10 protein-coding genes, 1 other RNA gene and 1 pseudogene are annotated in these 14892 nt (G+C 64.3%); all 12 read right to left on the minus strand.

Features of this window, described 5'->3' with window-relative positions; all coding sequences use genetic code 11:
* Positions 1-24: 24 nt before the first annotated feature.
* Positions 25-2085, minus strand: a complete 2061-nt coding sequence (glyS, locus tag ACZ2IA_RS04075; protein ID WP_470291294.1) for a glycine--tRNA ligase subunit beta — start codon at positions 2083-2085, stop codon at positions 25-27.
* Positions 2086-2148: 63 nt separating this feature from the next.
* The gene (gene glyQ / locus ACZ2IA_RS04080) at positions 2149-3039 is read right to left on the minus strand and encodes a glycine--tRNA ligase subunit alpha (protein ID WP_470291295.1); all 891 of its coding nucleotides are present in this window, start codon (positions 3037-3039) and stop codon (positions 2149-2151) included.
* Positions 3040-3376: 337 nt separating this feature from the next.
* A complete protein-coding gene (gene tdh, locus ACZ2IA_RS04085) occupies positions 3377-4402 on the minus strand; it encodes an L-threonine 3-dehydrogenase (RefSeq protein WP_470291296.1) in 1026 nt (341 codons plus the stop codon).
* Positions 4403-4469: 67 nt separating this feature from the next.
* Positions 4470-4555: non-coding RNA, sX9 sRNA (locus tag ACZ2IA_RS04090), on the minus strand.
* Positions 4556-4677: 122 nt separating this feature from the next.
* The gene (locus ACZ2IA_RS04095; RefSeq protein WP_470291297.1) at positions 4678-5883 is read right to left on the minus strand and encodes a glycine C-acetyltransferase; all 1206 of its coding nucleotides are present in this window, start codon (positions 5881-5883) and stop codon (positions 4678-4680) included.
* Between the two features lie 257 nt (positions 5884-6140).
* Positions 6141-7142, minus strand: coding sequence for a porphobilinogen synthase (gene hemB, locus ACZ2IA_RS04100; protein WP_470291298.1), 1002 nt, complete (start codon positions 7140-7142; stop codon positions 6141-6143).
* A 92-nt stretch (positions 7143-7234) separates the two neighbouring features.
* Positions 7235-7420, minus strand: a complete 186-nt coding sequence (locus ACZ2IA_RS04105; protein WP_470291299.1) for a hypothetical protein — start codon at positions 7418-7420, stop codon at positions 7235-7237.
* A 284-nt stretch (positions 7421-7704) separates the two neighbouring features.
* A complete protein-coding gene (gene dnaJ / locus ACZ2IA_RS04110; protein WP_470291300.1) occupies positions 7705-8841 on the minus strand; it encodes a molecular chaperone DnaJ in 1137 nt (378 codons plus the stop codon).
* 122 nt (positions 8842-8963) lie between these two features.
* Positions 8964-10874 (minus strand): molecular chaperone DnaK, encoded by a 1911-nt coding sequence (gene dnaK, locus ACZ2IA_RS04115; protein ID WP_470291301.1) that lies wholly within the window; start codon positions 10872-10874, stop codon positions 8964-8966.
* A 112-nt stretch (positions 10875-10986) separates the two neighbouring features.
* Complete coding sequence (gene grpE / locus ACZ2IA_RS04120; RefSeq protein WP_470291302.1) at positions 10987-11535, minus strand: nucleotide exchange factor GrpE; 549 nt, start codon at positions 11533-11535, stop codon at positions 10987-10989.
* Positions 11536-11719: 184 nt separating this feature from the next.
* Positions 11720-13064: pseudogene (locus tag ACZ2IA_RS04125) on the minus strand (nucleobase:cation symporter-2 family protein).
* 332 nt (positions 13065-13396) lie between these two features.
* Positions 13397-14746 carry a nucleobase:cation symporter-2 family protein gene (locus tag ACZ2IA_RS04130; RefSeq protein WP_470291303.1) on the minus strand — a complete coding sequence of 450 codons (1350 nt, stop codon included), beginning with the start codon at positions 14744-14746 and terminating at the stop codon, positions 13397-13399.
* Between the last annotated feature and the right edge of the window lie 146 nt (positions 14747-14892).

Below are 14892 nucleotides of genomic sequence, written 5' to 3' on the forward strand. Positions count from 1 at the left end.
GTCGTGCGCCCGCTTGCGGCGACCTTACTCGGCCAGCAAGGAAATGTCGGCCACGCGGTTGAACAGCGCCGACAGGCGCGCCAGCAGCGCGATGCGGTTGGCACGCACGGCTTCGTCGTCGACCATCACCATCACAGAGTCGAAGAACGCGTCGACCGGCGCCTTCAGGCCCGCCAACAGCGACAACGCGGCGGTGAAGTCGTGCGCGGCGAACTTGGCCTCGACCTGCGGCGCCAGCGCTTCGACCGCGTCGTACAGCGCCTTCTCGGCGTCCTCGGCGAACAGCGCCAACTTGACCGCACCGACCTCGCCCTCGGTCTTTTTCAGGATGTTCTTCACCCGCTTGTTGGCGGCCGCCAGCGTCGCCGCTTCCGGCAGGCGCTTGAACTCGGCCACCGCGGCCAACACGGCGCGCACCTCGTCGAGGCGGTTCGGCGCCTGCGCCAGCACCGCATCGATCTCGTCGCCCTGGAATTCGCCGGCGAGGTAGTTCTTCAGCCGGTCGAGCATGAAGCCGTACACCTCGTCGACCACAGTGGCCGACAGCTTGCCGGCCGGGAACACGCCGGCGACCAGCGTCAGCAGCGCCTTCAGCTCGAGCGGAGTTTCCAGCACCATGCGCAGCACGCCGAGCGCGGCGCGGCGCAGCGCGAACGGGTCCTTGTCGCCGGTCGGGATCAGGCCGATGCCCCAGATGCCGACCAGCGTTTCCAGCTTGTCGGCCAGCGCCACCGCGGTGGCGATCGGGCCCTGCGGCAGCGTGTCGCCGGCGAAGCGCGGGTGGTAGTGACCCTCGATTGCGGCGGCCACGTCCGGGTGTTGGCCGTCGTGCAGCGCGTAGTACATGCCCATCACGCCCTGCAGCTCCGGGAACTCGCCGACCATGTCGGTGACGAGATCCGCCTTGGCCAGATACGCGGCGCATTCGGCCAACGCCTGGTCGGCGCCCATCTGCGCGGCGATGCCGCCGGCGATCGCCTGCAGACGCTCGACGCGTTCGAGCACGGTGCCGATCTTGTTGTGGTAGACCACATGCGCCAGGCGCGACAGCCGCGTGTCGAGGCGCTGCTTCTGGTCCTGCTCGAAGAAGAACTTGGCGTCGGACAGGCGGGCGCGCAGCACGCGCTCGTTGCCGTGGACGATGTTCGACGTGTCGCTCGCCTCCAGGTTGGACACCAGGAGGAAACGGTTCATCAGCTTGCCGTTGCCGTCGAGCAGCGGGAAGTACTTCTGGTTCTGCTGCATGGTCAGGATCAGGCACTCCTGCGGCACGCGCAGGAATTCGGAGTCGAAGTTCGCCTCCAGCACCACCGGCCATTCGACCAGGCCGGTTACCTCGTCGAGCAGTGCGTCGTCGGCGGCGATGGTCGCGCCGAGCTTGGCGGCGTGGTCGTCGAGGCGACGGCGGATCAGGCTGCGGCGCGCGTCGAAGCTCGCCACCACGTAGCCCTGCTCGAACAGCGCGGTCGGGTACTGGTCGGCGTCGCCGAATACCACCTCGTCCAGCGACAGGAAGCGGTGACCGCGGGTGGCGTTGCCGCTAGTCAGGCCCAGCACCTCACCGTCGATCAGCTCGCTGCCGTGCAGCATCACCAGGCCGTGCACCGGGCGGACGAACTGGTAGTCGAGGTCGCCCCAGCGCATCAGCTTCGGCGCCGGCAGCTTCTTCAGCGCGGTCGCGACGATGCCGGACAGCACCGCGGACAGCGCCTCACCGGCCTTGGTCGACTCGTAAGCGTAGACGTCCTGCTTGCCGTCGTTGGAGACGGTCAGCTCGCTCACCGCGATGCCGCAGGAGCGGGCGAAGCCTTCCAGCGCCTTGGTCGGCACGCCGTCCTTCATGCCGGCGGCGAGCGACGGGCCCTTCTTGACGATGTGCTGGTCCGGCTGCAGCGCGAGCACGCCCGGGATCTGCACCGCCAGGCGGCGCGGGGTGGCGAACACGTGGATGACGGCGTCGGCGGCGGCGAACTGCAGTTTCTTCAGCTCGTCGCTAATCGTGTCGGCGAAACTGGCCGCGAGCTTCGGCAGCGCCTTCGGCGGCAGTTCCTCGGTTAAAAGTTCAATCAGCAGGGTTGCGTTCATGGTGTCTGTTCTGTTCGGTCGCACGAATGCGCCGCAGGCCAAAGGCCGACGGCGCGGCTCGGGTCAGTCGCGTTTGAGCATCGGGAAGCCGAGGGCTTCGCGCGAATCGTAGTAGGCCTGCGCCACACCGCGTGCCAGGTTGCGGATGCGGCCGATGTAGGTGGCGCGCTCGGTCACCGAGATCGAACCGCGCGCATCGAGCAGGTTGAAGGTGTGGCCGGCCTTGAGGATCATCTCGTAGCCCGGCAGCGGCAGACCGGCGTCCAGCAGGCGACGGGCTTCCGCCTCGTAATCGTTGAACTGGCGGAACAGCAGCTCGACGTTGCTGTGCTCGAACGCGTACTTCGACTGCTCGACCTCGTTCTGGAAGAACACATTGCCGTAGGTGACCGGCGTGCCGTCCGGCAGGTAGGTCCACACCAGCTCGTAGACGTTTTCGATGTTCTGCAAATACATCGCCAGACGCTCGAGACCGTAGGTGATCTCGCCGAGCACCGGCTTGCAGTCGAGACCGCCGACCTGCTGGAAGTAGGTGAACTGGGTCACCTCCATGCCGTTCAGCCACACCTCCCAACCGAGGCCCCAGGCGCCGAGCGTCGGGTTTTCCCAGTCGTCCTCGACGAAACGGATGTCATGCACGGTCGGGTCGAGGCCCAGCTCCTTCAGCGAGCCGAGGTACAGATCCTGGATATTCGGCGGCGACGGCTTCAGCACCACCTGGAACTGGTGATGCTGGAACAGTCGGTTCGGGTTCTCGCCGTAGCGGCCGTCCTTCGGCCGGCGCGACGGCTGCACGTAGGCGGCGTTCCACGGCTCCGGGCCGAGCGCGCGCAGGAAGGTCGCTGTGTGCGAGGTGCCGGCACCGACTTCGGTATCGTAGGGCTGCAGCAAGGCGCAACCCTGGCGATTCCAGTAGTTCTGCAGCGTGAGGATGATTTCCTGAAAAGTCAGCATGTCACGTGAATGAGTAATGGACAAAATTGGATCGATTTTACTTGCCTTTACCGACGCGGGAAAGCAAGCAGTCGGCCGGTCGCCGCGATTAGGCGGCGCGGGCAACGCTTCCCGGCCCGGTCCGCGCCGTTATCGCGGCACGCAGCAAGCAGGCTGCGTTCAGATTACCTGAGGATGGCCGATGCGGAGCGAGTCTGTTGCGTCCGTCCCGCGGCGAGGTCGCGGGCCGAACCAGGGTGTGCGAGATATAGCCCGGACGAGCAAAACGGGCCGGCCCCCAGAGGGAACCGGCCCGTTCGGCCAAGCGTTAGCATACGGCATTGCCGGCCGGCAACGCTCACTGCCAGTCGAGAATCACCTTGCCGCTCTGCCCCGACAGCATCGCCGCGAAGCCGGCCTCGAAGTCGTCGACCTTGTAGTGGTGGGTGATGATAGCGCCGATATCGAGGCCCGACTGCAACAGCGCCACCATCTTGTACCAGGTCTCGAACATCTCGCGGCCGTAGATGCCCTTGATCTCCAGGCCCTTGAAGATCACCTGGTTCCAGTCGATCGCGGTGTCGGCCGGCGGGATGCCGAGCAGCGCGACCTTGCCGCCGTGGTTCATCACATCGAGCAGCTGGCGGAACGCCTGCGGGTTGCCAGACATCTCCAGACCGACGTCGAAGCCCTCGTGCATGTTCAGCTCGGCCATCACCGCCTTCAGGTCCTGCTTGGCGACGTTGACCGCGCGGGTCGCGCCCAGCTGCTCGGCCAGGCCGAGCCGGTAGTCGTTCACGTCGGTGATCACCACGTGGCGCGCGCCGACGTGGCGCGCGATCGCCACCGCCATGATGCCGATCGGGCCGGCGCCGGTGATCAGCACGTCTTCACCGACCAGGTTGAAGCTCAACGCGGTGTGCACCGCGTTGCCGAACGGGTCGAAGATCGACGCCAGGTCGTCGGAGATGTCGTCCGGAATCGGGAAGGCGTTGAACGCCGGGATCACCAGGTATTCGGCGAACGCGCCGGGGCGATTGACGCCGACGCCGACGGTGTTGCGGCACAGGTGGCGGCGGCCGGCGCGGCAGTTGCGGCAGTGGCCGCAGGTGATGTGGCCTTCGCCGGAGACGCGCTGGCCCAGCTTGAAGCCCTGCACCTCCGAGCCGATGCCGGCGACTACGCCGACGTACTCGTGACCGACGTGCATCGGCACCGGGATAGTTTTCTGCGCCCAGTCGTCCCAGTTCCAGATGTGGATGTCGGTGCCGCAGATCGCGGTCTTGCTGATCTTGATCAGCAAGTCGTTGTGGCCGATTTCCGGCTTGGCCACGTCGGTCATCGTTAGACCCTTGGCCCGTTCGAGTTTTGCCAGTGCTTTCATGAAGCTGCCTCTATCTTAGGGTTGGCCGAAGGATCGCCCCGGCCAACGGAATACCTTCAATTCGACCGGCTCAGAACCAGTCCTTAAAGTGTAGCGAGCGGGCGTCAGCGAGGGGCGGATGGAGCGCAGGAACCGGAATGTACTTAAGTACATGAGGATTCCCGATCGCTGGGCGAATCTCTGCGTGCGTATCTGCGATACGCCCAGCGATAGATTCGCACGCCGACCGCCCAACCCGAGATCACGCCCGCGCAGTAACTTTAAGGACTGGTTTCTCAGGCCGGGATCACGCCGAGCTTACGCCCCACCTTGATGAACGCCGCCACCGCCTGCTGCACCTGCTCGGTGCTGTGGCCGGCCGACATCTGGGTGCGAATGCGCGCACGGCCCTTCGGCACCACCGGGTAGGAGAAGCCGATCACGTACACGCCTTCCTTGAGCAGCTCGGCGGCCATCTCGCCGGCCAGGCGCGCGTCGCCGAGCATCACCGGGATGATCGGGTGTTCGCCCGGCACCAGCTCGAAGCCGGCCTCGGCCATCTCATTGCGGAACAGTTCGGCGTTGGTCTTCAGGTGATTGCGCAGCCGGCGGCCCTCGTCGGATGCCAGGATCTCGAGCACCTTCAGGCTGGCCGCAGTCAGCGCCGGCGCCAGGCTGTTCGAGAACAGATAAGGGCGCGAACGCTGGCGCAGCAGCTCGACGATAGGCTTGTGCGCCGACACGTAACCGCCCGACGCGCCGCCGAGCGCCTTGCCGAGCGTGCCGGTGTAGATGTCGACCCGGTCGGACACACCACAGTATTCCGGCGTGCCGGCACCGGTGTCACCGATGAAGCCGACCGCGTGCGAGTCGTCGACCATCACCAGCGCGTCGTGGCGCTCGGCGATATCGCAGATGCCCTTCAGGTTGGCGATGATGCCGTCCATCGAGAACACGCCGTCGGTCACCACCAGCTTGAAGCGCGCACCGGCCGCCTCGGCCGCCTTGAGCTGCGCCTCGAGGTCGGCCATGTCGTTGTTCTTGTAGCGGAAGCGCTTGGCCTTGCACAGCCGCACGCCGTCGATGATCGACGCGTGGTTCAGCTCGTCCGAGATCACCGCGTCGGCTTCGGTCAGCAGCGTCTCGAACACGCCGCCGTTGGCGTCGAAGCAGCTCGAATAGAGGATGGTGTCGTCGGTGCCGAGAAAGCGCGACAGCGCCGCCTCCAGCTCCTTGTGCACGCGCTGGGTGCCGCAGATGAAGCGCACCGAGGCGCAGCCGTAACCGTACTCGTCGAGGCCCTGCTTGGCGGCGGCGATCAGCCGCGCGTCGTCGGCGAGCCCCAGGTAGTTGTTGGCGCAGAAGTTCAGCACCGGCGCGCCGTCGGCAAGGGTGATGTCGGCGCGCTGCGGGGTGGCGATGACGCGTTCCGGCTTCTCGAAGCCGTCGGAGCGAATCTCGTTGAGCGTCGCTTCCAGGTGGGCAAGATAGGTGTGGTTCATGAATGACTCTGTACGTGTCGGTTACACAAGCGAGTGCACCGCCGTCGGGGTGGCCGGACGGCGGCGTTCAGAAACGAGAGCGTGCGAGGATCCTGCCCGGCACCACTACAAGGTTGGCCGAACAGACGGCCGGCAGCCCCTGTCAGCGTCGATTTTAGCCAAAGCCGGCCACTTTAGCCGGACCGTCGCCGCTGCACCGCAACAAAAACCCCGCCGGCATGGGCAAGCGGGGTGGTTTTGACTAAATCGGTTACGGCTCAGCGCTGCAACGCGCGCGCCGCGTCGAGCGCGAAATAGGTCAGAACGCCGTCGGCGCCGGCGCGCTTGAACGCGACCAAGGCTTCGAGCATGCAGGCCTCTTCGTTCAGCCAACCGTTGGCGAACGCCGCCTTCAGCATCGCGTATTCGCCGGACACCTGGTAGGCGAAGGTCGGCACCTTGAATTCGTCCTTCACGCGGCGGATCACGTCCAGATATGGCATGCCCGGCTTGACCATCACCATGTCGGCGCCTTCGGCGAGATCGAGCGCGATTTCCTGCAGCGCTTCGTCGCTGTTGGCCGGGTCCATCTGGTAGGTGTTCTTGTCGGCCTTGCCGAGGTTGGCCGAGCTGCCTACCGCGTCGCGGAACGGGCCGTAGAACGCCGAGGCGTATTTGGCCGAGTACGCCATGATGCGGGTGTGGATCAGCCCGGCCTCTTCCAGCGATTCGCGGATCGCGCCGATGCGGCCGTCCATCATGTCGCTCGGTGCCACCACCTCGGCGCCGGCCTCGGCGTGACAGAGCGCCTGGCGCACCAGCACGTCGACGGTCTCGTCGTTGATCACATAGCCGGACGCGTCGAGCAAGCCGTCCTGGCCGTGGATGGTGTACGGGTCGAGCGCCACGTCGGTCATGATGCCGAGCTCCGGGAAGCGCTGCTTCAGTTCGCGGATCACCCGTGGCACCAGGCCGTCCGGGTTGTACGCTTCTTCGGCCAACTCGGTCTTGCCCGACTCGATCACCGGGAACAGCGCCAGCATCGGGATGCCGAGCTTCACCGCTTCCTCGGCGGTGTAGAGCAGCTTGTCGAGGCTCTGGCGCGCCACGCCCGGCATCGACGGCACCGGCTGCTCGCGCTTGTCGCCGTCGAGCACGAACACCGGATAGATCAGGTCGTTGCTGGTCAGCACGTTTTCGCGCATCAGCCGGCGCGAGAACTCGTCGCGGCGCATCCGGCGCATCCGGGTCGACGAGGCGTAGCGGTTGGCAAAAATCATGATCACTCCCGTTATTAAAAATCGGTGCTTCTACAGACCATTGTCCTGCGGCGCGGTTCACTAAAGAGTGAGTGAACCGCGAAAAAAGAGATTCAGGACTGGCGCGGTGGCTCGTCGTCTTCCGGCGGATCGTCGTCGAAGCGGCGATAGCTGCCGGGCGAGACGCCGTCGGGCAGCTTCAGCGGCGGCTCGCGCTTGGCCAGCCGAGCCAATGTGCCGACCATGGTGACGAGCGGCGTGGCGATGATCACGACCCAGAACCAGATCGAATGCAGCATCGGAGCGGTCCTTCAGGAAAAGCGGCAGTCTACTCCTCGGCGCCGGCAGCGGCAAAACCGGGCCGGCCCGGGGCCAAACGGCCAGATAGCGGCCAGGAGTCGACAAATTGCCGGCAGTTATAAAAACGGGAACCGTTAGCTTCTTCACTAAGAAATATAGGAGAGCGCATAACCATTCCGGCGAAGAGCATTGCGATCCCGGCCACGGCCGAGCGTGCGGTAACGAACGCGCACAAAAAACGGCAGCCCGCGGGCTGCCGTTTGTGATTACTCGCGGACGCGGCTCAGTCGAAGAACTCGCGCAGCTTGTCCATGAACGACTTGGCGCGCGGGTTGTGGGTGGCCTTGTCGCCCTCGCCCACCGTTTCGAACTCGCGCAGCAATTCCTTCTGGCGGTCGGTCAACTTCACCGGGGTTTCCACCACCACGTGGCACATCAGGTCGCCGTAGTCGTTGCCACGCACCGCCTTGACGCCCTTGCCGCGCAGCCGGAACACCTTGCCCGACTGGGTCTCGGCCGGGATCTTCATCTTGGCCATGCCGTCGAGCGTCGGGATCTCGATCTCGCCGCCCAGCGCCGCGGTGGCAAAGGTGATCGGCATCTCGCAGTGCAGGTCCATGCCGTCGCGCTGAAACACCGGGTGCGCCTTGATGTGCGCGACCACGTACAGGTCGCCGGTCGGGCCGCCGTTGCTGCCCGGCTCGCCCTCACCCGCCAGGCGGATGCGGTCGCCCTCGTCGACGCCGGCCGGGATCTTCACGTTCAGCGTCTTGTGCGTCTTGACCTGGCCGGCACCGTGGCACTTGCTGCACGGGTCGGTGATCTGCTTGCCGCTGCCGTGGCAGGTCGGACAGGTCTGCTGGATCGAGAAGAAGCCCTGCGACACGCGCACCTGGCCGTGGCCGCCGCAGGTCGAGCAGGTCTTCGGACTGGTGCCCGGCTTGGCGCCAGTGCCGTGGCAGACATCGCACTCGTCATGGGTCGGAATGCGGATCTGCCGCTCGCAGCCCTTGGCCGCCTCTTCGAGCGTGATCTCCATGTTGTAGCGCAGGTCGGCGCCGCGGTAGACGTTGGAGCGCCCGCCGCCGCCGGCACGGCCGCCGAAGATGTCGCCGAAGATGTCGCCGAACGCGTCGGCGAAGTCGCCGAAGCCGCCCGGGCCGCCGCGGAAGCCGCCGCCGGCGCCCATATTCGGGTCGACACCGGCGTGGCCGAACTGGTCGTAGGCGGCGCGCTTGTCCGACTCGGACAGGATCTCGTACGCCTCCTTGATTTCCTTGAACTTGTCCTCGGATTCCTTGCTGTCCGGATTGCGGTCCGGGTGGTACTTCATCGCCAGCTTGCGGTACGCCTTCTTGATGTCGTCGTCGGACGCATCGCGATTGACGCCGAGCGCGTCGTAATAGTCACGTTTGGACATGGTGTCTTACCTTGGTGGCCCACTGCACAGGTTGGCCGAAAACAGGAATTCCGAAACAGCAAAGGCACAGAGGCCGGCGGGGTTGCCCCAGCCTGTCCCTGTGCCCCTCAGGACAACAACGCTTACTTCTTGTCCTTCACTTCTTCGAACTCGGCGTCGACCACGTTGCCGTCGTCCTTCTTGGCGTCGGCCGCAGCTGCTTCGCCTTCCGGCTGCTGCGCGTACATCTGCTCAGCCAGCTTGTGCGACGCTTCCATCAGCGCCTGCACCTTGGCGTCGATCGCTTCCTTGTCCTCGCCCTTGACCACCTCTTCGGCGTCCTTCAGCGCGGCTTCGATCTTGGCCTTGTCGTCGGCACCGATCTTGTCGCCGTATTCGGTCAGCGACTTCTTCACCGAGTGGATCAGGCCTTCGGCCTGGTTCTTCGCTTGCACCAGCTCAGCCAGCTTCTTGTCTTCCTCGGCGTTGGCCTCGGCGTCCTGGACCATCCGCTCGATCTCGGCTTCGGACAGACCCGACGACGCCTGGATGGTGATGTTGGCCTGCTTGCCGGTGCCCTTGTCCTTGGCCGATACGTGCAGGATGCCGTTGGCGTCGATGTCGAAGGTCACTTCGATCTGCGGCATGCCGCGCGGTGCCGGCGGGATGTCCGCCAGGTTGAACTGACCGAGCGACTTGTTGGCCGACGCGCGCTCGCGCTCGCCCTGCAGCACGTGGATGGTCACCGCGTTCTGGTTGTCTTCGGCGGTCGAGAAGGTCTGCTGCGCCTTGGTCGGGATCGTGGTGTTCTTCTGGATCAGCTTGGTCAGGATGCCGCCCATCGTCTCGATGCCGAGCGACAGCGGGGTCACGTCGAGCAGCAGCACGTCGGTACGGTCACCGGCCAGCACCGAACCCTGGATCGCGGCGCCGACGGCGACCGCTTCGTCCGGGTTCACGTCGCGGCGCGCTTCCTTGCCGAAGAATTCCTTCACCTTCTCGATCACCATCGGCATGCGGGTCTGACCGCCGACCAGGATCACGTCGTGAATGTCGTTGATCGACACGCCAGCGTCCTTCAGCGCCACGCGGCACGGCTCGATGGTGCGCTGCACCAGCTCGTCGACCAGCGACTCGAACTTGGCACGGGTGATCTTCATCGCCAGGTGCTTCGGACCGCTCGCGTCCATGGTGATGTACGGCAGGGTCACCTCGGTCTGGGTCGCGGACGACAGCTCGATCTTGGCCTTCTCGGCCGCTTCCTTCAGGCGTTGCAGCGCCATCACGTCGTTCTTCAGGTCGATGCCCTGTTCGCGCTTGAACTCGGTGACGATGTAGTCGATCAGGCGCTGGTCGAAGTCTTCGCCGCCGAGGAAGGTGTCGCCGTTGGTGGCGAGCACTTCGAACTGCTTGTCGCCGTCGACGTCGGCGATCTCGATGATCGAGATGTCGAAGGTACCGCCGCCCAGGTCGTACACGGCGATCTTGTAATCGCCCTTGTCGTGCTTATCCATGCCGAACGCCAGCGCCGCGGCGGTCGGTTCGTTGATGATGCGCTTCACTTCCAGGCCGGCGATGCGGCCGGCGTCCTTGGTGGCCTGACGCTGGCTGTCGTTGAAGTAGGCCGGCACGGTGATCACCGCCTCGGTCACTTCTTCGCCGAGGTAGTCTTCGGCGGCTTTCTTCATCTTGCGCAGCACTTCGGCCGAGATCTGCGGCGGCGCCAGTTCCTGGTCGTTCACCTTCACCCAGGCGTCGCCGTTCTTGGCCTTGGTGATCTCGAACGGCATCAGGTCGATGTCCTTCTGCACTTCCTTGTCTTCGAAGCGGCGGCCGATCAGGCGCTTCACCGCGTACAGGGTGTGCTTCGGGTTGGTGACCGCCTGGCGCTTGGCCGGGGCGCCGACCAGGATCTCGCCGTCGTCCATGTAGGCGATGATCGACGGGGTGGTGCGCGCGCCTTCGGCGTTCTCGATCACCTTCGGCTGGCCGTTTTCGATCACGGACAGGCAGGAGTTGGTGGTGCCCAGGTCAATACCGATAATTTTGCCCATATTCTGTCTTCCTTTATTCCTTGTATCTCGATCTTGTGCCGCTCTTGCCGGGCGGCATCGTCTGTCATGTTTTGCTACATCGTGGCCGGTCGCCACGTTTTCAAGAGGGGATTTAAGCCTTTGCCTTGGCTACCACCACCATCGCCGGGCGCAGCACGCGGTCGGCCACCGTATAGCCCTTCTGCATCACCCGGATCACCGTGTTCGGCTCGGCGTCCGACTCTTCGGCGCTGATCGCCTGGTGCTTGTGCGGGTCGAGCTTCTCGCCGACCGGGTTCACTTCGCTGATGTGGGCCTTGTCGAAGGCGGCGGCCAGCTGCTTCAGCGTCAGGTCGACGCCGAACTTCAGCGCGTCGAACTGGCCGCTCTGGTCGGCCAGCGCCATCTCCAAGCTGTCCTTCACCCCGAGCAGTTCGCCGGCAAACTTGTTGATCGCAAACTTGCGGGCGTTGTGCACGTCTTCGGCGGCACGGCGGCGCAGGTTGTCGGCGTCGGCGCGAGCGCGCAGGAAGTTGTCCTTCAGTTCGGCCACTTCCTTTTCCAGCTCGGCGATGCGGGCCGCGTCACCGGTCGGCTCGACCCCGGCCGCTTCGGCCAACTTGTCGACGGCGATGTCCGCTGCATCCACCGACTCATTCTTGCTGTTCTGGTTTTCCTGCATGACGATCCCTTAACTGAATCCGACAATGGTAAAGACCGAAACAAAGGTAGGGTCTTTAACCGGCAATTCAAGAGCGATCGCTGCCGATCGCCTCGTTTTCTGTCGGAGCGCCCCGGACAACCATAAAAAAAAGGCCCCCGATCACCATCGGGAGCCATTTGACTCATTTATATGAAGAAGTCATTCACACCGCTTCGCGGGCGGTCTCCCCGATGAACTCGCCCTCGTGGGCGTCGACGATCTCGGTCGGCCGACCCGGCAGCACCAGGTTCAGCAACAGCGCCACCAGCGAACCGACGGTGATGCCCGAGCCGAAGATCTCCTTGACGAACGCCGGCAGCTTGGTCAGCAGCTCCGGGCGCACCGTCACCGCCACGCCGCAGCCGATCGCCACCGCGATGATCAGGCCGTTGCGCTTGTTGTGCTCGACCCGGCCGAGCATCTGGATGCCGGCGGCGATGATCATCGCGAACATCATCAGTCCGGCGTCGCCGAGTACCGGCAGCGGAATGGTCACGATCAGCGCGCCCAGCACCGGGAACAGCCCGGCCAGCACCAGCAGGCCGCCGGTCATCGTCACCACGTGACGGCTGGCCACGCCTGTCAGCGACACCACGCCGATGTTCTGCGCGAACGACGAGAACGGGGTGGTCGACATCAGCGCCGCCAGCGCCGACCCCACGCCGTCACAGAGGATGCCGCTGGCGATCTTCTTGCCGGTCATCGGCGTCTGCGTCGCGGCCCAGCGCCAGGAAGTTGCCGGTCGACTCGACGATGGTCACCAGGTACGCGATCGACATGCCGATGATGCCCGAGATCGGGAAGGTCATGCCGTAATGCAGTGGCTGCGGCACCGCGAACGCCTGCGCGTTCTTCACCGCCGAGAAGTCGACCAGGCCCAGCGCCAGGCAGATCAGGTAGCCGACGAACATGCCGATCACGATCGCCGCCGCCGAGATGATGCCCTTACCCCACTGCACCAGGCCGATGACCAGCGCCAGCACGAACAGCGCGATGCCCAGGTTGGCCGGATCGGCATAGTGCGCCGAGCCGACCTGGCCGCCGGCGAACCAGTCGATCGCCACCGGGATCAGCGACAGGCCGATCATCGTCACCACCGTGCCCGTGACCACCGGCGGAAACAGCTTGCGGATCTGCGGCATGAAGAAGCTGCCGACGATCATCACGAAGGAGCCGACCAGCGACGAGCCGAGAATCCCCGCCACGCCATGCTCGAAGCCGATCGCGATGGCGGCGGCGACGAAGGTGAAGCTGGTGCCCATCACACAGGGCAGCTTGATGCCGATCGGGCCGACACTCTTGCACTGGATGATCGTCACCACCCCCGACACCAGCAGCGCCGCGTTGACCAGCGCCACCACCTGGTCTGTCGGCAGCTTCAGTACGCCGCCCACCACCAGCGGCACGGCGATGATGCCGCCCAGTGCTGCCAGCAGGTGTTGGGCGGCCAGCAAGAGCGACGTCGCCAGCGGCGGCCGGTCCTCCACGTTGTACAGCAACTGTTCCATCCTGTTTCTCCTCAATCGAAGTGGGCACGACCGACTAGCGCCAGCCTAAGAGTCTTGTTCTTAAATATTCTGCGCGGCAATCATGTCAATTCTAGATAATGGATGTCAATTCCATTTTTTGCTTAATTTCACTGGCAAGAATTTTTCCCAAGCAAAACCGGCTATTACCTGATAACAAGCCGAATTTGTCTCGGTAAAAAGCCATTTCAATTGTCTAACAATTAATTATTGGAAATGAATTCCAACTTTATTCGCGACAACCGTCGCAACAGCAAATGCAAACGGCCCACCTCAAGGGTGGGCCGCTTTGATCCGCTCATACATCAGTCGATTCAGGCGACCTCGCTGGCAATCTCTTCAATGTAGCGGGCCTGCTGCTCTTCCTCATGCTCGGTCTCGACCGGACGCCCCGGCAGCACCAGGTTGAGCAGCACCGCTACCAGGGCGCCAACGGTGATCCCGGAGCCGAACACTTCCTTCACGAAGGCCGGCAGCTTGGAGAGCAACTCCGGACGCGCCGTCACGGCCAGGCCACAGCCGATCGCCACCGCGATGATCAAGCCGTTGCGCTTGCTGTGTTCGACCTTGCCTAGCATCTGGATGCCAGCCGAAATGATCATCGCGAACATCATCAGCCCCGCCCCGCCCAGCACCGGCTTCGGCACCGTCACCACCAGCGCCCCCAGCACCGGGAACAGGCCGGCCAGGAACAGCATCACACCGGTAAACGCCACCACATGGCGGCTGGCTACCCCGGTAAGCGATACCACGCCGACGTTCTGGGCAAAGGTGGACACCGGCGGGCTCGACATCAGTGCGGCAAAGGCCGAGCCGACACCATCGCACAAGATGCCACGCGACAGGCACTTGCCAGACACCTCGGTCTGGGTCGCCGAGCCGAGCGCCATGAAGGTGCCGGTGGTCTCGACGATGGTCACCAGGTAAGCGATCGACATCGCGACGATGCCCGAGATCGGGAAGCTCAGCCCGAAGTGCATCGGCTGCGGCACCGCGAACACCGCGGCGTGGCGCACCTGCGAGAAGTCGATCATGCCCAGCGCCAGGCAGACCAGATAGCCGACGAACATGCCGATCACGATCGCCGCCGCCGAGATGAGACCCTTACCCCACTGCACCAGGCCGATCACCAGCACCAGCACGAACAGCGAGATACCCAGATTGGCCGGCGCGCCGTAGTTGGCGCTGTGAGCACCACCGGCGGCCCAATCGATCGCCACCGGCACCAGCGACAAGCCGATCATCGCCACCACCACACCGGTGACGGCATGCGGAAACAGCTTGCGAATGGTCGGCATGAAGTAGCTGCCAATGATCATCACCAGCGAGCCGACCAGCGAGGAACCGAGAATGCCGGGCACGCCGTGTTCGACGCCGACACTAATCGCCGCGCCGACAAAGGCAAAGCTGGTGCCCATCACACAGGGCAGTCGGATGCCGACCGGCCCCACGCCCTTGCACTGGATGACCGAGACGATGCCCGAACCGAGCAGGGCAGCGTTAACTAGGGCCACGACCTGGTCGGCCGGCAGTTTGAGAGCACCGCCAATCACCAAGGGCACGGCAATGATGCCGCCCAAGGCGGCCAACAGGTGCTGCGCGGCAAGTAGGACGGTGGTCAACGCAGGCGCGCGATCCTCCACCGAATAGTGCAACTGATTCATCTAGCTTCTCCTCACTCTTAGCCGATGTGCCCCAGCTTTAAAGAATGCTTATCTGTCTCTTAAACTGCCGCCATACTGGCAATTCCACATGGTGGATGTCAATTCCATTTTTACGATTCACAATAAAATCAATCACACACAGCCAG

The organism is Crenobacter sp. CS_VA4 (genome assembly GCF_055597485.1).

Bases quoted from the DNA above. Each gene is read 5' to 3' on its own strand.
- glyS (WP_470291294.1), bottom strand. From the start codon at position 2,085: ATGAACGCAACCCTGCTGATTGAACTTTTAACCGAGGAACTGCCGCCG.
- glyQ (WP_470291295.1), bottom strand. From the start codon at position 3,039: ATGCTGACTTTTCAGGAAATCATCCTCACGCTGCAGAACTACTGGAAT.
- tdh (WP_470291296.1), bottom strand. From the start codon at position 4,402: ATGAAAGCACTGGCAAAACTCGAACGGGCCAAGGGTCTAACGATGACC.
- ACZ2IA_RS04095 (WP_470291297.1), bottom strand. From the start codon at position 5,883: ATGAACCACACCTATCTTGCCCACCTGGAAGCGACGCTCAACGAGATT.
- hemB (WP_470291298.1), bottom strand. From the start codon at position 7,142: ATGATTTTTGCCAACCGCTACGCCTCGTCGACCCGGATGCGCCGGATG.
- ACZ2IA_RS04105 (WP_470291299.1), bottom strand. From the start codon at position 7,420: ATGCTGCATTCGATCTGGTTCTGGGTCGTGATCATCGCCACGCCGCTC.
- dnaJ (WP_470291300.1), bottom strand. From the start codon at position 8,841: ATGTCCAAACGTGACTATTACGACGCGCTCGGCGTCAATCGCGATGCG.
- dnaK (WP_470291301.1), bottom strand. From the start codon at position 10,874: ATGGGCAAAATTATCGGTATTGACCTGGGCACCACCAACTCCTGCCTG.
- grpE (WP_470291302.1), bottom strand. From the start codon at position 11,535: ATGCAGGAAAACCAGAACAGCAAGAATGAGTCGGTGGATGCAGCGGAC.
- ACZ2IA_RS04130 (WP_470291303.1), bottom strand. From the start codon at position 14,746: ATGAATCAGTTGCACTATTCGGTGGAGGATCGCGCGCCTGCGTTGACC.